Consider the following 16,238-nt stretch of genomic DNA (forward strand, 5'->3'; position numbering starts at 1 on the left):
TCTATGTGAGGACGAAATTGTCTTTATATAAAGATAGAATATGTTTGTAAGCAACAAAACAACAATTACAAGGGATACCTTTTTTGAAAGCATATAACAACATAAGAGTGAGTACTAGGAGGAATAAATAATGGCAACAGTTTTATTCGTTAAAGCAAATAACCGTCCAGCGGAACAAGCAGTTAGTGTAAAATTATATGAGGCATTTTTAGCAAACTATAAAGAAGCACACCCAAATGATACAGTAGTAGAACTTGATTTATATAAAGAAGAATTACCATATGTAGGCGTAGACATGATCAATGGTACATTCAAGGCAGGTAAAGGCTTTGATTTAACAGAAGAAGAAGCAAAAGCAGTAGCAGTTGCTGATAAGTATTTAAATCAATTCCTAGAAGCTGATAAAGTTGTTTTCGGCTTCCCATTATGGAACTTAACGATTCCAGCAGTATTGCACACATATATTGATTATTTAAACCGTGCTGGTAAAACGTTCAAATATACGCCAGAGGGTCCAGTTGGCCTAATCGGAGATAAGAAGATTGCATTATTAAATGCAAGAGGCGGCGTATATTCAGAAGGTCCAGCAGCTGAGGTAGAAATGGCTGTTAAATATGTAGCAAGTATGATGGGCTTCTTCGGCGCAACAAACATGGAAACAGTAGTTATTGAAGGGCATAACCAATTCCCAGATAAAGCAGAAGAAATCATCGCTGCAGGTCTTGAAGAAGCAGCTAAAGTAGCAAGTGAATTTTAATTAAAATTATAATCGTCACTCGAAAAAACAGTATTAACGTTTACATGTTAATGCTGTTTTTTATATTTTTAGTTCATCAGCAAGTTTTTCTAATGTATTTCGATCTTGTATATAATATGTTCGGCCTTCTTTTCTTAAATAATTTTGTTGGCAAAACTGATTTAATACATATAAAAGATGACGGTAGCTGACATTTAAATATTCCGAGGCCTCGGTATGCTTTTCTATATAACAATTATTTTGCTCTGTTAATAAAATAAAAGCAGCTAATCGATTTTCAAAAGGATAACTATAGTTTTTTGCGTAATTTTCAGTGCGAGTAATTGTCTTTTCTCCAATAAATTTACATAAGTGCTGTAAAAACGTTGCATCTTGTAATAAAAGTTGCTGACAATCTTTAAGAGGAAGTGCCAAACATACACAATCTTCTAGTACTTCAACGGATTTAGTAATATTTTCTACTCCTATTAATCCTAATTCCCCGATAAAAGATGGTGCTTGAATAAAGTTAATTAATGAAACCTTCCCGTTTTGATGACTCATATATATTTTTGCTTTCCCAGAAATTAAGTAATAGAGATAAGGGAGAGCATTTCCTTCGCTACATATCATCTCTTTCGTTTGAAAAGAATGCAGCTCTACATATGGCAAGACATGAAATGAAAATAGGGTATGGAATTGATGGATTCGCATGTATTGATAAATTTCTTCCTCATTTTTGCTGATTTTCATATTTTCACCCCCCATGTATAGTATGAGATATCTCCTATTATCTTTACAAGAAGGAATGATACGATTTATGTAAATTTGTTTTTGTAGAAAAGAGAGTGTGATGAATTTATGAAAAAATATAAAACATTGTTATTTGATGTAGATGATACATTACTAGATTTCCAAAGGGCTGAAAAAGTGGCTTTACGGGTGCTTTTTGAAGAGAAGGGAATCCCTTTAACAGACGAGATAGAGGCTCGTTATAAAAAAATAAATAAAGGTCTTTGGGATGCTTTTGAAAAAGGAGAACTATCACGCAATGAAGTTGTAAATACACGATTTTCTCTGTTGTTTAAAGAGTATGGAGAAGAAGTAGATGGAATATTATTCGAAAATAATTATCGTAACTACTTAGAAGAAGGAAATCAACTCATGCAAGGTGCGTTTGAATTTATAAATCAAATTCAAGGAGAGTATGAATTGTATATAGTGACAAATGGTGTTTCTAAGACGCAAGATAAACGTTTGCGTAATGCAGGTTTACATTCATTATTTAAAGATGTTTTTGTTTCGGAAGATACAGGTTTTCAAAAACCGATGAAAGAGTATTTTGATTATGTTTTTGAACGGATTCCTAACTTTGCACCTGAAGCAGGGCTGATTATTGGGGATTCATTAAGCGCTGATATTAAAGGTGGATATGTAGCGGGAATTGATACTTGTTGGTTTAATCCAGAAAGAAAATTAAATGATAGTGGGATTATACCGACATATGAAGTGCATAATTTTGAAGAATTATACGCTCTATTAAAACAGTTTGTTTAATGAAAATAGATGATTCGGGTTTATTTTACATGAATCATTTTTTTCTAAGGTATTTTTCGAGTTAGTATGGAATATAATTCTTTTGTTGCTTTATATGAAACTGTTAACATTTATTTTAGAACATTCAGAAAAACTGTTTGACATTAGGAAATTATTGCTATAAAATCAACGGTAATTGCATAGTCTTATCAAGAAAAGGTGGAGGGACAGGCCCGATGAAACCTTGGCAACAGCCGTATAACGGAATTGTGCCAAATCCTGCAGGTAGTAATCCTGAGAGATAAGAAAGAGCCTTTAGAGCGTGTTTTCAAACTGCTCCTTTCTTGTTTTCAGGAAAGGGGCAGTTTTTTATTTTGTATAAAAGAAAGGAGAATGAGAGATGGGAGAATCATGGGGAAAAGGAACGATTTGTGTGCAAGGTGGCTATACGCCAAAGAATGGTGAACCACGTGTTTTACCACTTTATCAAAGCACAACGTATAAATACGATACTTCGGATGATTTAGCAGCTCTATTTAACTTAGAGGCAGAAGGATATATTTATACGCGTATTGGAAACCCTACTCTAGCCGCATTTGAGCAGAAGTTATCAGATTTAGAAGGCGGTGTAGGAGCTGTTGCAACGGCTTCTGGGCAAGCAGCTATTATGCTCGCCGTTTTAAATATTTGTAGTAGTGGGGATCATTTACTTTGTTCTTCAACGGTTTACGGGGGAACGTTTAATTTATTTGGAGTGAGTTTGCGTAAACTGGGCATTGATGTTACGTTCTTTAATCCAAATTTAACGGCAGATGAAATTACGGCGCTTGCTAATGACAAGACGAAACTTATCTATGCAGAATCGTTAGGAAATCCAGCGATGAATGTTTTAAATTTTAAAGAATTTTCAGCTGCCGCTAAAGAATTAGAGGTACCTTTTATCGTTGATAATACATTAGCAACTCCTTATTTATGCCAGGCGTTTGAACATGGGGCCAATATTATTGTTCATTCTACGACTAAATATATCGATGGGCATGCGAGCTCCTTAGGCGGTATTGTAATTGACGGTGGAAACTTTGATTGGACAAATGGGAAGTATCCTGAACTTGTTGAACCAGATCCAAGTTATCATGGTGTAAGTTACGTTCAAAACTTTGGTGCAGCAGCGTATATTGTGAAAGCACGTGTTCAGCTATTAAGAGATTATGGAAATTGTATGAGCCCATTCAATGCATATATTAGCAATATTGGCTTAGAAACATTGCATTTACGAATGGAACGTCATAGTGAAAATGCTCTTGCAGTTGCTAATTGGCTTGCTAATCATGAACGTATTGAATGGGTGAATTATCCGGGCTTAGATAGTAATGAAAATTACTCATTAGCACAACAGTATTTGAAAAAAGGTGCTAGTGGTGTTTTAACTTTCGGTATTAAAGGCGGATTAGAAGCAGCAAAAGAATTTATCGCAAATGTAAAACTAGCAACTCTCGTAACGCACGTAGCTGATGCACGAACTTGCGTTATACATCCTGCTAGTACGACGCATAGACAATTAAATGCTGAAGATCAGCGTTTAGCTGGTGTTACATCTGATTTAATTCGTTTATCGGTTGGTATAGAAGATGTTTCTGATATTATTGCAGATTTAGAAGCAGCTCTAGTTGGAGGCAAAACACATGCCGATCATAATTGATAAAGATTTACCGGCTCGCAAAGTGTTGCAAAAAGAAAATATTTTTGTAATGACGAAGGAGCGGGCAGAAACACAAGATATACGTGCTTTGAAAATTGCTATATTAAATTTAATGCCAACGAAGCAAGATACAGAGGCGCAATTACTTCGCTTAATTGGAAACACACCGTTACAATTAGATGTTCATTTGCTTCATATGGAATCACATCTATCTCGTAATGTAACGCAAGAACATTTAACAAGCTTTTATAAAACGTTTCGTGATATTGAAAATGAAAAGTTTGATGGGCTTATTATTACAGGAGCGCCAGTGGAGACCCTTGCTTTTGAAGAGGTAGATTATTGGGAAGAGCTTAAACATATTATGGAGTATTCAAAAACGAATGTAACATCTACGCTTCATATTTGCTGGGGAGCACAGGCTGGTTTGTACTATCATTATGGCGTTCCAAAGTATCCTCTTAAGGAAAAAATGTTCGGTGTGTTTGAACATGAAGTTTGCGAGCAACATGTGAAACTGTTACAAGGGTTTGATGAATTGTTTTTTGCCCCGCATTCTCGTCATACAGAAGTACGAGAGAGTGATATTAGAGAGGTGACAGAATTAACACTGTTAGCAAACTCTGAGGAAGCAGGTGTTCACCTTGTTATTGGGCAAGGAGGAAGACAAGTGTTTGCGCTTGGGCATAGTGAATATAGTTGTGACACGTTAAAGCAAGAATACGACCGGGACCGCCAAAAAGGGTTAAATATTGATGTGCCGAAAAACTATTTTAAGCATAATAATCCAAATGAGAAGCCGCTTGTACGGTGGAGGAGCCATGGGAATCTATTATTCTCTAATTGGCTGAATTATTACGTGTATCAAGAAACCCCTTATATATTGTAAAGAAAGATTGTGTAACACGTGGTAACGTTTTCCTTGTAAAGATTAACCTTTATTTTTCCGAATGTTCAAAATACATTGTTTTTCAGGTTTTTTACTCATATAATTTCATCTAAACACAATTTTTGAGGGGTGGAAAGTACTATGAAAGAAATTCAAGTTGGGTTATTAGGTCTTGGGACGGTTGGCAGTGGTGTGGTTCGTATTATTACGGATCATCAAGAACGACTCATACACCAAGTAGGTTGTCCAGTGAAGGTAACGAAAGTATTAGTGCAAAACATTGAGAAAGAGAGAGAGGTAGAGGTACCTTCTACTCTATTAACACAAGATGCACATGAAATTTTAGATAATCCAAATATTGATGTTGTCATCGAAGTGATGGGTGGCATTGATGATGCAAAATCATATATTTTACAAGCTTTAAAAAGCGGAAAGCATGTTGTAACTGCAAATAAAGACTTAATGGCATTACATGGAGCTGAATTATTAGCGACAGCAAAAGATAATAAGGCTGATTTATTCTATGAGGCGAGTGTGGCAGGGGGAATTCCAATTTTACGCAGTATCGTAGAAGGACTTTCTTCAGATCTTATTACGAAAGTAATGGGAATTGTAAATGGAACGACTAATTTTATTTTGACGAAAATGTCAGACGAAGGGAGAGCATATAACGACGTGTTAAAAGAAGCCCAACAACTTGGATTTGCAGAAGCGGATCCAACATCAGATGTAGAAGGTTTAGATGCAGCAAGAAAAATGACAATTTTGGCTACCCTTGGTTTCTCTACAAATGTAGAGCTTGGAGATGTGAAGGTAAAAGGGATTACTTCTATTACAGAAGAAGATATTGAATACAGTAAGAGTTTAGGATACACGATTAAATTAATCGGTCTTGCGAAGCGAGATGGTGAAAAATTAGAGGTTACAGTTGAACCGACTTTACTTCCAAATACACATCCTCTTGCGGCCGTGCAAAACGAATATAACGCTGTATATGTGTATGGTGAAGCAGTTGGAGAAACAATGTTTTATGGACCAGGTGCAGGAAGTTTACCGACAGCAACGGCTGTTGTTTCCGACCTAGTAGCTGTAATGCAAAATATTAGATTAGGGGTAACAGGAAATAGTGCTGTAGTCCCGCAATATCAAAAGGTACTAAAAGAGCCAGACGAAATTGTTGTGAAGAAGTTTTTAAGACTTCATGTAAAAGATGAAATTGGTGTATTTGCAAAGATCACTTCATTATTCTCTGAGCGCGGAGTTAGCTTTGAAAAAATTATTCAAATGCCGCTTGAAGAGAAAGGAAAGGCTGAAATTGTAATTGTAACGCATCGTGCGTCTCTTGCTGATTATGATTATATTCTACATACGTTGCAAGGGTATGAAGAAATAGATTGTTTGAAAGCGAACTATCGAATTGAAGGGGATGCTAAGTAGTATCTCTTACCATAAAACAGAAAGAGCCTATTAAGCAGCTTGCTTAATAGGCTCTTTTCTATTTAAAATCTGCGTACCAACTTGAATAAATGCTTGGATAATCCAGCCTGTTGTAAAGGATAAGATGATTGTTCCAAAATAGATAGGTCCATCTAATAAAAAGCTTAGCGTTAAAAATAAAAAGGCTAATGAAATCTCTGTTCTTCTAAACGTCCATTTTTTCTTCTCAGCAACCGTTAAAACGAAAGCTTCTTGAGGTGCTGGGCAAAGGTTCGTAGAGACGTAAAGGCCAATTCCAGCTCCAACAAATAGATTTCCGCAAATAAGTGTTATATATTTTGGAAGAGAGCGGATAGCATCCATAATAGTTGTAGTGGAACCAATCCAATCAACAAAAAGAGAAATAAGAACCATCGTTACGATAGTACCAATTGTTATTTGTTTTTTATTCCAAAAGAGTACGATAAGTGTAAAAGCGAAGTTAATCATGAAAATCCAAAAACCTATACTTATCCCGAAATTTTGATATAGTGCAATAAAGAAGGAATCATAAGGGCTAAGTCCAAAGGAAGTAATGGTCGTCATCATATTAATACCGATGGCGAGAATGAGTAGACCGCCAATGAAAAATATATATTCTAATTTGAATCGAAACATAGTTGTATATCCTTTCAAAATGTATTTGCTAGGAAAGGATATATTGTGGAAAGCTTACCAGGTCAAGGGAGAATTTTTGTGAGAAGGGGAAAATGAGATGACAAATATAAGAAAGATTGCTGAACTTGCTGGGGTATCTATTTCAACTGTTTCACGTGTACTAAATAATCATCCTTATGTGAATGAACAGAAACGAAAAGAAATTTTAGCAATTATAGAAGAATTAAATTATACGCAAAATGTGAATGCAATTCATTTAGTGAAGGGAAAAACGAATGTAATTGGCGTTTTATTACCGCACGTAAATGATCAATATTATAGCGCTATTATTGAAGGAATATCGAAGGAAACAGCAAAGAATAATTATAATATGATGCTTTGCCAGACGAATTATAGCGAAGAAAGAGAACTAGAAATTTTAAATATGTTAAAAATGAAAAAGCTTGATGGGGTTATTATTTGTTCTCGGGCAAATAGTAAGGAGAAGCTTGAAGAATATACGAAATTCGGCCCGATTGTTATGTGTGAAGAAATAGATTCAAAATGCATTTCAAGTGTCCATATCGATTACTACAAAGTATTTTCACATGGGATGAAAAGCTTAATAGATACCGGTCATACACGTATTGGATATTGTATTGGAAGAAGTAATAGCGTTAATAGCCAAAGACGAAAGAAGGCGTATGAAGATTCGCTTCAACAGAGTACCGTAACACCGTTAGAGACCTGGAAATTTGAGGGTTGTTTTACAGTGGAAGATGGACGCAATGTAATTAGAGAATGGGCTCATATGTCAGTAAAACCGACGGCGTTCCTTGTATCTTGTAACCATATTGCAGCGGGGATGGTTACAGAAGCAAAAAAACAAGGAATTCGTATTCCGGGTGATATTACGATTATCGGGTGTGATGATCAAGAGGTGGCAGATATATTGGGTATAACGACGATTTCGCATTCTAGTAAAAACGTTGGAATGAGAGCGTTTGAATTATTATATGAAAAGATTAGTGAAGAGAAATTAGATGTGAAGCATATAGAGTTATTACCAGAGTTAGTAGGTAGAGAAACGACATAATTGAGAAGGTCTGAGAATCGCTTTTCAAAATTTCGTTTGGTATAATTATGGACAATCTATGAGGGCTAAAAGGGGTTTTGATATGAGATCAAAAGTAGTAAAAGTAATTCTACTCATTACAATTGCATCTTTCTGTTTATTTGCATATGGCTTTGTTTCAGGTGTAAATGATGTATTAAATCCAAAAGCTTCAAATTTAATTAAAAAGACCGATGTAGTAGCAAAAGAGAAAAGGAAAACGGGAACATTACAAATCGTTAGTTTAGGTGATTCATTAACGCGTGGCGTTGGTGATAAAGAAGGAATTGGTTATGTTGGGCGAATGAAAGAGGATTTACAAAAAGATTATAAGCAAAAAATTGCATTAACAAATTTAGCAGTTAGTGGTGCAAAAATGCCCGATTTATTAAAACAAATTGAAAGTAATGGCGCTAAATATTCAATTAAGCAAGCAGATGTAATCGTGTTAACGATTGGTGGGAATGATTTGTTCCCGGGCTGGGAATCGCTTGGGAAAATAGATTTAGAGACGTATCGTCCTGACACAGAAACATTTCAAAATGAAGCAAAGAAAATTATAGAAGAAATTCGTAAATTAAATACAGATAGTCCGATTTTTTGGCTTGGTTTATACAATCCTTTTGAAGATGTAGAAGATTTAAAAGGGTCTTCAAACATTGTTGTGGACTGGAATGCATCTTTAGAGAAGTTAGCGCTAAACGATAAAAATGTGTATATTACACCGACATTTGATTTATTCCAAAACCGCGGGAAAGATTTATTATACTCTGATCATTTTCATCCGAACGAAGTAGGTTATACGTATATGGCAGAACGTTTAGTTCAAAACGTTGTAAGTAAATTAAAACTAGAACAAGGAGGGGTAAAATGACGACGATACTTTCTGTACGAGACTTGAAGAAGATAATTGGAAAGAAGACTCTTGTAGAGAATATTTCCTTTGATGTAAAGCAAGGAGAAGTGTTCGGGTTCTTAGGACCAAATGGTGCTGGAAAGACGACTACCATTCGAATGTTAGTCGGATTGATTAAGGCGACAGAAGGTACGATTTCTATCGGTGGTTATTCGATTAAGGAAAATTTCAGAGAAGCGATGCGTCAAATTGGGAGTATCGTTGAAAACCCAGAACTGTACACATATTTAACAGGATGGGAAAATTTAAAGCAATTTGCTCGTATGTTAGGTGATATATCAGATGAACGTATTATTGAAATTGCTGAAATGGTTCATTTAGATGAAAGAATTCATGACAAGGTAAAAACGTACTCACTTGGTATGAAACAACGCCTTGGAATTGCGCAGGCGCTCCTTGGGAATCCAAAATTGCTCATATTAGATGAGCCAACGAATGGTTTAGATCCAGCAGGGATTAGAGAACTTAGGGAATTTATACATAAGCTTGTAAAAGAAGAAAATATGAGCGTGTTTATTTCAAGTCACTTGCTAAGTGAAGTGCAAATGATATGCGATCGCGTTGCTATTATTCATAAAGGAAAGATGATAACAGTTGCCAAGGTTGAAGAATTAATTAAAACAGCAAGCGATCGTGTAGAATGGATTGTTACACCGATTTCTAAGGCGAAAGATATGCTAGAAGCGGCCGAGGAAATAAGAGAAGTGAGTGTAGAAGGCGAGCGATTACTATGCCGCATGGATATTGCATCTATAAGTAGTTGGAATAAACACTTTGTTGAAAATGAAATAGATGTACATAGCGTTAAGGAGCTCATATTTACGCTAGAAGATTTATTTATTGAACTCACAAGGGGTGAGCAGCATGCGTGAATTTGCGAATCTAGTTTTAAATGAATCAGAAAAGATTTACCGCAAGAAACGTATTTTTGTTGTCATGCTTATTTTAGCAATCTTGATCCCGCTTTTTGTGTACGCACAGTATCGTGAAATAGAAACGACACAAAAAAGACTCGGTACAACTGATTGGAAGGTTTCATTACAACAGCAAATTGTTGATTCTCAAAATCGATTGAACAATTCTAGGTTGCCAGAAGAATGGCGTGATTGGTTAAAGGTAAGAGTTGAGCAACAACAATATTATTTAGATCATGATATTAACCCGATGGCACCGGGTGCACCGACTTTTGTCAGAGCATTTATTGAACAAGGAATTACGTTATTTATTCCGCTTCTCGTAATGATTGTCGCCATTGATATCGTTTCAGGAGAACGAAGTGATGGGACGATGAAGATGTTACTTACGCGGCCGATTCGGCGCTGGAAAATACTCCTTAGTAAATACGTGACGATGTTATTTTTCATTTCGCTCATACTGTTTCTTGTAGGTTTGTTTGCCTACATATTATCAGGGCTTGTATTTGGGTACTCGGGATGGAATTTACCTGTTTTAACAGGATTCGTCATTGATAAGGAAACGTTAAATACGAACTTTGTACATCTTATTCCGCAGTGGCAATACATCTTAATGGCGTATGGACTAGCCTGGTTTGTTGCTATCGTTGTTGGAACTATATCATTTATGGTCTCTGTTTTAATTCGTAATACACCAGCTGGTATGGGCGTTATGCTAGCTGCATTAATTGCAGGTGGTATTTTAAGCTCGTTCGCAACATCTTGGGAAGGCGCCAAGTATATTTTTAGTGTGAATTTATCATTAACGGATTATTTATCAGGAAAATTACCTGCATTACAAGGTTTATCGATGGGGTTTTCTTTGATGAATTTAACTGTTTGGGCAGTTGTTTCTCTTGTTATTTCGTTCGTAGTATTTACAAGACAGGATATGGTGAATTAATTAGACAGGAAGTGACAGTATGGAAAATGTTTTAAAGAATGATTGGGAGCCACTATTGGCACCAGAATTCGAGAAAGAGTACTATCTTACTCTATCCAGTTTTTTGACAGAAGAATACAGCATGCATGTTGTTTATCCGAAGGTAGAAGATATCTTTAACGCTCTTCAGTATACAAGTTATGAAAATACAAAGGTTGTTATTTTAGGACAAGATCCATATCATGGACCGAATCAAGCGCATGGTTTAAGCTTTTCTGTACAACCTGGTGTTAAAACACCACCATCATTGTTAAATATGTATAAAGAACTTCGAGATGAATATGGTTATGAAATCCCGAATAACGGTTATTTAGTAAAATGGGCGGAACAAGGAGTATTACTACTAAATACCGTATTAACAGTTCGTGAAGGCGAAGCAAATTCTCATAAGGGAAAAGGATGGGAGCACTTCACAGATCGTGTAATTGAACTGTTGAACGAACGTGAAAAGCCAGTTATTTTCATATTGTGGGGGCGCCATGCGCAGGCGAAGAAGAAGTTAATTACGAATCCGAATCATCATATTATCGAATCTGTACATCCAAGCCCATTATCGGCAAGACGTGGTTTCTTTGGTAGTAAGCCATATTCTAAAGTAAATACGATTTTAGCTAATATGGGCGAAAGAGAAATTGATTGGGAAATTCCAAATTTATAAATAGAAAAGGTAGTTAACAGTCGTTAACTACCTTTTTATTATCATTGTTGCTCGTTCTTTAATTTTGCATCTAGTACAAAAGTACCAAATGGGATAACTGATGAAACGAATGCTCCAAGTGCCCATAAAATTGATTTACGGTGTACGATTGTTACTTGAATTACTGCAAAGATGAATAGAATAAATAGAACACCATGAGCCATGCCTGTAATTTTAACAGCTGTTGCAAATCCTGCGAAATATTTTAATGGCATTGCTACAAATAATAGTAATAGGAAAGAAATACCCTCAACTAGTCCAATTGCTCTTAATCGTCCGATTGGTGTAGATAACATAAAGTAGCCTCCTTTAACGTATGCTTGTATATAGTAAATTTGTATTCTTTTTCAAAATAAAATAGTCTATTTTGTTTCATTATATACAAAAAGAAAGTTTACACTACGAGAATAGTGCAAAGTTCAAAATATAGTCACAAAAGCATGAGAATTTAAATAAAAACCTATTTGAAGTATTTGACTTCAAATAGGTTTTGTGAATGAAAATATTAAACAAGTACATCCGTTTTTAAAACGAATTTCTCTACAACTTTTGCAACACCATCGTTCATATTTGTATCTGTTACGTAGTTTGCAATTTCTTTAATATCATCAGGTGCATTGCCCATTGCAACACCAAGACCAGCAAATTCAATCATTGCTTGGTCGTTATAGCTATCGCCCATTGCGATAACTTCTTCACGCTTAATGCCAAGCTTTTGAATCAGTTTGTTTAAGCTCGTTCCTTTTGTAACACCGGCTTCTGTAAATTCTAAGAAGAATGGTTTCGAACGCATCACGCTTAATTGGCCTTCTAGTTGTTTTTGTAGTTTCTTTTCAACTTCAACAAGGCGTTCAGCCTCTTTATTCATTAATACTTTTACTACAGGCTCTTTAACTGCGGCTTTAAAGTCATCTACTACAACAATTGGCATACCAGTAATATCGCCCTCAATTTCAGTATAAGGATTATTTTCTTCCGTTACGATATCATCGCCCATATAAGTATGAATCCATACATCTTCAGTTTTACTAATTTCAAATAGGTTGTGAACGATTTCAGGAGATAGCGTACTACTAAAGATTTCTTCGTTTGTTTTACAGTTAATAATTTTTGCACCATTAAAAGATAAAATGAAACTGCCGTATTCTTCTAAACGAAGCTCTTTGGCTACATTGCGCATACCAAACGTTGGACGTCCAGAAGCAAGTACAACCTTTACCCCTTGCTCTTGTGCAGTCATTAACGCTTCTTTCGTACGAGGTGAAATAGTATGGTCATCACGTAATAAAGTATCATCTAAATCTAAAACAATCATTTTATAAGTCATATAGAAAATTCCTTTCTTTAATTGAAATCAAAATACATGTTCATGAAGATGTTGAGGAATAATAGTAAGACATCAAACCTCTTTGAAAAGAAGTAGATAAATTATTATGAGTGTGTTGCTCATAATATTGGTTAATAATCATTGGGGATGAATAAAACCCCAATGATTAAAGTTTGATTTTATCGTAACAACTCTAAAGGTAGAGTGCAATAATGGAAGTTTTCCAATTTACGATATTTGTTTTGCTGTGGAACGAGAAAATAGTATTTCTAGCAAGATTGCCATTACAGATCCAAGAACGAGACCATTACTTAAAAACGATGCTAGAAATGGTGGAAGTGTGGAATATGCTCCTGCTGGAACAAACATAACTCCGACTCCTGTAAAGATTGAAAGACCGGCTACTTTAAATAATCGTTCTTTATCCTGGACAGTTTCGTATTCTCGAAAGGCGAGGCCAATCATGCTTGCGAATACAGGATAAATAGCGGCATAACCAACTGCAACAGGGATTGCTGCAAAGAATGAAGTAATCTTTGGAAATATACTAACGACAATAATAAAGCTTGACCCTAATATAAACGGGAGACGTTTATAAATATTAGTCGTTGCAATAAAACCTGCTGATCCAGAAATAGCGACAGGCCCAATAGCTGAAAACAGGCCGCCTAGCAATTGGTTGATTCCTGTTATAATGCCAGCTTGTTTAAAACGATCTGATGCAGCATTTTCTTCATATTTAGAGACAACCTTTTGTACAACGCGAATACTTGCTAACATATTTGTTAGAAGTAAGAGTGTAACGAAAATGACTGTAATTACCATATTCCATTCAACACGAGGCATTCCGAAAACAAATAAGGACGGAAAACGGATTATGTCTGTCACTGGTGTTATTGGATTAGATAATCCGAAGCATGCGAATAATATCCAGCCGCATATGATACTGAAAAGAACGGAATATTGTCCAATAATAGGTAGCTTCATGATGAAAAAGGATAGTAAAATAACAATGAGTGAAAGAATAAATACGTTAGGTTGTACTTCTGTATGTTTTCCATCAAGGCCAAACATTCCCTTTAAGAAGGAGCCACTAAGCTGCGCGACAAGAAGAAATAAATACGTTCCAATGACTGTCGGTGTAAAATAGCGAACAAGTTTATCAATAAGTCCAAAAACGCTAAGAATAATACAAATAATACCGCTTAATAAGAAAGCATATTGAAGAACTTTAAGTGTCTCATTGCTGGATCCAAATAATACGACACCTAAACTTGCGTAAAGGGAGAAAATTCCCCACCAAAGGCCAGCAGGACCTTCTTGAATAGGAAGTTTATGCCCAAATATAGCTTGCAAGAGACCAGCAAAGCCTAGAACAAATAACGTTCTTTGTACGAATGCGATAGCTTCAGCGCCATCAAGACCATAACTAGTTGCGACACTAATTGGTACAATAAGGCTTCCAGCTAAAATAAATAGTGCCCATTGTAAGGCGGAAAGAAATGTCTTCATTATATCAACCTCTTTCATAGATTCCGTATCTAGTATATACGTATTTTATTTCCACTGGCAAAGATTGTAGATAGAGAAAAGAGTTGAAACAAGGTATGAATGCACGTAAGCAATTATGGATAGCAGTTATATGTATGACTTTTGTTGTAATTCTAGGAACGATAGGATTTATGACGATCGAAGAGATTAGTTTGTTTCAAGCATTTTGGATGACGATGATTACTGTATTGACTGTTGGATACGGGGATGCCGTTCCTGTAACGCAAGCGGGGAAAGTATTTGCGCTCCTTATTATTCCTGTTGGCGTAGGTATTGTTACGTATGCAATTGGGGTAGTGGCAGCTATGATTATTGAAGGGAATTTATTTCATGCAGTACGGAGGAAGAAGATGGATAAACAAATAGCGCAGTTGAAAAATCATATTATAGTATGTGGTTGCGGTAGAGTGGGGCTTCAAGTTGTACATGAATTGCAAGAAAAGAATATTCCATTTGTCGTTGTTGATAAAGATGAAAGTATATCGGGGCAGGAAAAGCTTTTATTTGTACATGGAGATGCAACGGAAGATCAAGTATTACATAATGCCGGAATTTTAGAAGCAGCTGGTTTAGTTGCTATTGTTGCAAATGATGCCGAAAATGTATTTATTACATTAACAGCCAGAGGATTAAACGATACGATTAAAATTGTGGCGAGATCTGAAAAGCCAGAAACTGAAGAGAAATTAAGGCGTGCTGGTGCAAATAAGGTTATTAATCCATCTAGTATGGCAGGTATTCATATCGCAAAAGGTATTGCCAATCCATTAACCGTTCATTATATTGATACAGTGTTGTATGGAGTGGAACAGTCATTTGTCATTGAAGAAATTCTAGTTGGAAAAGATTCAATATTAGTTGGTAAATCGTTACTAGAGAGTAATGTAAGGAATCAGTTTGATGTAACAATATTAGCGATTTTAAGAAATGGTAATATTATACATAATCCAGCGGGGCAGGAAAAATTGAAAGAACGTGATATGATAATAGTATTTGGTTCAGTAGAGAAACTGGGACAATTCGAGAAAGAATTACAAAGTACGAGGTGATAAGGAATGCAAATATCTAGCGACAAGATTTTAAATAAAATGGCGAATGAAATTGCGAAGGCAAAAAGTAGTGAAGGACAAAAGTCAAAAGAACATTTATTAGTTGTGCGCGCTTTATGTGACTTATTATTAGATGAACAAGTTGAAACATCTACATATAGAGAACCACAAATTCCATCGAAAGTAATTGGATCACAACCAGTAACAACTATGCAACCAATTGCACCTGTTTCTGGGGAGCCAGTATATATAAAAGAAAGTGATGCAAACGGTAATTCTTTATTTGATTTTTAGAAGATAAATCGTTTGGCTTATATGCAAAAATTGCTTATGATAAAGGTAAAAAAGGGGAATTAAGATGAAAATTTTCTTTTTACTAGGTTGTATTGCAGCGGGGCTATCTGTTGCGTTAGGGGCCTTTGGAGCACACGGTTTAGAAAATAAAATTTCTGCAAAAATGTTAGAAGTGTGGAAAACAGGCGTTACATATCAAATGTTTCATGCAGGTGGACTATTCGTAGTTGCTTTATTAATGGATAAGGTCCAATCATCACTTTTAACTACTGCTGGTTGGCTAATGGTAGCTGGGATTATTATGTTCTCAGGTAGTTTGTATGCATTAAGTACGACAGGCATTAAGTTCTTTGGTCCAATTACACCTCTTGGTGGTGTAGCATTTATTGTGGCATGGATTTTAGTCGGAACTGCAGTTGTAAAAGGATTATAAAAAAACAAAAGCTGGCATATGCCAGCTT

The 16,238-nt window shown here is 35.7% G+C and carries 18 protein-coding genes and 1 riboswitch; of the genes, 13 read left to right on the plus strand and 5 right to left on the minus strand.

The features are described 5' to 3' along the window. Positions 1–130 precede the first annotated feature (130 nt). A complete protein-coding gene (locus MR143_RS23235; RefSeq protein ID WP_000246723.1) occupies positions 131–757 on the plus strand; it encodes an FMN-dependent NADH-azoreductase in 627 nt (208 codons plus the stop codon). 60 nt (positions 758–817) lie between these two features. Here MR143_RS23235 and MR143_RS23240 read toward each other — a convergent pair whose 3' ends face one another. Continuing rightward, positions 818–1,489, minus strand: coding sequence for a transcriptional regulator YeiL (locus tag MR143_RS23240; RefSeq protein WP_000703323.1), 672 nt, complete (start codon positions 1,487–1,489; stop codon positions 818–820). Between the two features lie 108 nt (positions 1,490–1,597). Here MR143_RS23240 and MR143_RS23245 point away from each other — a divergent pair, with 108 nt between their 5' ends. From MR143_RS23245 to MR143_RS23260, 4 genes are all read left to right on the plus strand, one after another. After that, entirely contained in the window at positions 1,598–2,293 is a 696-nt protein-coding gene (locus tag MR143_RS23245; protein WP_000760215.1) for a YjjG family noncanonical pyrimidine nucleotidase, read from the plus strand. Positions 2,294–2,475: 182 nt separating this feature from the next. Further along, positions 2,476–2,580: riboswitch (SAM riboswitch) on the plus strand. Between the two features lie 92 nt (positions 2,581–2,672). Beyond that, positions 2,673–3,971 (plus strand): bifunctional O-acetylhomoserine aminocarboxypropyltransferase/cysteine synthase, encoded by a 1,299-nt coding sequence (locus MR143_RS23250; RefSeq protein WP_000504782.1) that lies wholly within the window; start codon positions 2,673–2,675, stop codon positions 3,969–3,971. Further along, complete coding sequence (gene metA, locus MR143_RS23255; protein WP_001121539.1) at positions 3,955–4,860, plus strand: homoserine O-acetyltransferase MetA; 906 nt, start codon at positions 3,955–3,957, stop codon at positions 4,858–4,860. The genes MR143_RS23250 and metA overlap by 17 nt, the downstream gene beginning before the upstream one ends. Before the next feature lie 141 nt (positions 4,861–5,001). Then, positions 5,002–6,297 (plus strand): homoserine dehydrogenase, encoded by a 1,296-nt coding sequence (locus tag MR143_RS23260; protein ID WP_000659099.1) that lies wholly within the window; start codon positions 5,002–5,004, stop codon positions 6,295–6,297. A 30-nt stretch (positions 6,298–6,327) separates the two neighbouring features. On the opposite strand, the gene MR143_RS23265 is transcribed toward MR143_RS23260, so the two are convergent. Next, positions 6,328–6,954 carry a YczE/YyaS/YitT family protein gene (locus MR143_RS23265; RefSeq protein ID WP_000488229.1) on the minus strand — a complete coding sequence of 209 codons (627 nt, stop codon included), beginning with the start codon at positions 6,952–6,954 and terminating at the stop codon, positions 6,328–6,330. A 97-nt stretch (positions 6,955–7,051) separates the two neighbouring features. On the opposite strand from MR143_RS23265, the gene MR143_RS23270 reads away from it, so the two are divergent. Genes MR143_RS23270 through MR143_RS23290 form a run of 5 tightly spaced genes read left to right on the plus strand, consistent with a single transcriptional unit; the run spans position 7,052 to position 11,517 of the window. After that, the gene (locus MR143_RS23270; RefSeq protein WP_000181947.1) at positions 7,052–8,029 is read left to right on the plus strand and encodes a LacI family DNA-binding transcriptional regulator; all 978 of its coding nucleotides are present in this window, start codon (positions 7,052–7,054) and stop codon (positions 8,027–8,029) included. A 10-nt stretch (positions 8,030–8,039) separates the two neighbouring features. Further along, positions 8,040–8,921, plus strand: a complete 882-nt coding sequence (locus MR143_RS23275) for an SGNH/GDSL hydrolase family protein (protein ID WP_002164264.1) — start codon at positions 8,040–8,042, stop codon at positions 8,919–8,921. Then, positions 8,918–9,835 (plus strand): ABC transporter ATP-binding protein, encoded by a 918-nt coding sequence (locus MR143_RS23280; RefSeq protein ID WP_000207704.1) that lies wholly within the window; start codon positions 8,918–8,920, stop codon positions 9,833–9,835. The genes MR143_RS23275 and MR143_RS23280 overlap by 4 nt, the downstream gene beginning before the upstream one ends. After that, the gene (locus MR143_RS23285; RefSeq protein ID WP_001206477.1) at positions 9,828–10,820 is read left to right on the plus strand and encodes an ABC transporter permease subunit; all 993 of its coding nucleotides are present in this window, start codon (positions 9,828–9,830) and stop codon (positions 10,818–10,820) included. The genes MR143_RS23280 and MR143_RS23285 overlap by 8 nt, the downstream gene beginning before the upstream one ends. A 19-nt stretch (positions 10,821–10,839) precedes the next feature. Continuing rightward, positions 10,840–11,517 carry a uracil-DNA glycosylase gene (locus tag MR143_RS23290; protein WP_000432516.1) on the plus strand — a complete coding sequence of 226 codons (678 nt, stop codon included), beginning with the start codon at positions 10,840–10,842 and terminating at the stop codon, positions 11,515–11,517. 41 nt (positions 11,518–11,558) lie between these two features. On the opposite strand, the gene MR143_RS23295 is transcribed toward MR143_RS23290, so the two are convergent. The 3 genes from MR143_RS23295 to MR143_RS23305 all read right to left on the minus strand — a co-directional run bounded on the left by MR143_RS23295 (position 11,559) and on the right by MR143_RS23305 (position 14,395). Further along, positions 11,559–11,852, minus strand: a complete 294-nt coding sequence (locus MR143_RS23295) for a DUF3817 domain-containing protein (RefSeq protein ID WP_000953396.1) — start codon at positions 11,850–11,852, stop codon at positions 11,559–11,561. Positions 11,853–12,061: 209 nt separating this feature from the next. Further along, entirely contained in the window at positions 12,062–12,883 is an 822-nt protein-coding gene (locus tag MR143_RS23300; protein ID WP_000221382.1) for a Cof-type HAD-IIB family hydrolase, read from the minus strand. 228 nt (positions 12,884–13,111) lie between these two features. Then, positions 13,112–14,395: a purine/pyrimidine permease gene (locus MR143_RS23305; protein ID WP_000847032.1), complete on the minus strand. Its 1,284-nt coding sequence runs from the start codon at positions 14,393–14,395 to the stop codon at positions 13,112–13,114. A gap of 95 nt (positions 14,396–14,490) precedes the next feature. Here MR143_RS23305 and MR143_RS23310 point away from each other — a divergent pair, with 95 nt between their 5' ends. The 3 genes from MR143_RS23310 (at position 14,491) to MR143_RS23320 (ending at position 16,210) form a co-directional block, all read left to right on the plus strand. Continuing rightward, positions 14,491–15,483: a potassium channel family protein gene (locus tag MR143_RS23310; protein ID WP_002164263.1), complete on the plus strand. Its 993-nt coding sequence runs from the start codon at positions 14,491–14,493 to the stop codon at positions 15,481–15,483. Positions 15,484–15,489: 6 nt separating this feature from the next. After that, positions 15,490–15,777 (plus strand): YwdI family protein, encoded by a 288-nt coding sequence (locus MR143_RS23315; protein WP_001167350.1) that lies wholly within the window; start codon positions 15,490–15,492, stop codon positions 15,775–15,777. 64 nt (positions 15,778–15,841) lie between these two features. Next, positions 15,842–16,210 (plus strand): DUF423 domain-containing protein, encoded by a 369-nt coding sequence (locus MR143_RS23320; RefSeq protein WP_000688315.1) that lies wholly within the window; start codon positions 15,842–15,844, stop codon positions 16,208–16,210. The last annotated feature ends 28 nt before the right edge of the window (positions 16,211–16,238 follow it).

Origin of the sequence: Bacillus cereus group sp. BfR-BA-01347, assembly GCF_022663835.1 — a bacterium.
Lineage (GTDB): Bacteria > Bacillota > Bacilli > Bacillales > Bacillaceae_G > Bacillus_A > Bacillus_A thuringiensis_K.

Coding starts and splice junctions, on each gene's coding strand:
- metA (WP_001121539.1), top strand. CDS start 3,955: ATGCCGATCATAATTGATAAAGATTTACCGGCTCGCAAAGTGTTGCAA.
- MR143_RS23250 (WP_000504782.1), top strand. CDS start 2,673: ATGGGAGAATCATGGGGAAAAGGAACGATTTGTGTGCAAGGTGGCTAT.
- MR143_RS23310 (WP_002164263.1), top strand. CDS start 14,491: ATGAATGCACGTAAGCAATTATGGATAGCAGTTATATGTATGACTTTT.
- MR143_RS23265 (WP_000488229.1), bottom strand. CDS start 6,954: ATGTTTCGATTCAAATTAGAATATATATTTTTCATTGGCGGTCTACTC.
- MR143_RS23280 (WP_000207704.1), top strand. CDS start 8,918: ATGACGACGATACTTTCTGTACGAGACTTGAAGAAGATAATTGGAAAG.
- MR143_RS23285 (WP_001206477.1), top strand. CDS start 9,828: ATGCGTGAATTTGCGAATCTAGTTTTAAATGAATCAGAAAAGATTTAC.
- MR143_RS23300 (WP_000221382.1), bottom strand. CDS start 12,883: ATGACTTATAAAATGATTGTTTTAGATTTAGATGATACTTTATTACGT.
- MR143_RS23320 (WP_000688315.1), top strand. CDS start 15,842: ATGAAAATTTTCTTTTTACTAGGTTGTATTGCAGCGGGGCTATCTGTT.
- MR143_RS23270 (WP_000181947.1), top strand. CDS start 7,052: ATGACAAATATAAGAAAGATTGCTGAACTTGCTGGGGTATCTATTTCA.
- MR143_RS23260 (WP_000659099.1), top strand. CDS start 5,002: ATGAAAGAAATTCAAGTTGGGTTATTAGGTCTTGGGACGGTTGGCAGT.
- MR143_RS23315 (WP_001167350.1), top strand. CDS start 15,490: ATGCAAATATCTAGCGACAAGATTTTAAATAAAATGGCGAATGAAATT.
- MR143_RS23240 (WP_000703323.1), bottom strand. CDS start 1,489: ATGAAAATCAGCAAAAATGAGGAAGAAATTTATCAATACATGCGAATC.
- MR143_RS23295 (WP_000953396.1), bottom strand. CDS start 11,852: ATGTTATCTACACCAATCGGACGATTAAGAGCAATTGGACTAGTTGAG.
- MR143_RS23235 (WP_000246723.1), top strand. CDS start 131: ATGGCAACAGTTTTATTCGTTAAAGCAAATAACCGTCCAGCGGAACAA.
- MR143_RS23305 (WP_000847032.1), bottom strand. CDS start 14,395: ATGAAGACATTTCTTTCCGCCTTACAATGGGCACTATTTATTTTAGCT.
- MR143_RS23290 (WP_000432516.1), top strand. CDS start 10,840: ATGGAAAATGTTTTAAAGAATGATTGGGAGCCACTATTGGCACCAGAA.
- MR143_RS23245 (WP_000760215.1), top strand. CDS start 1,598: ATGAAAAAATATAAAACATTGTTATTTGATGTAGATGATACATTACTA.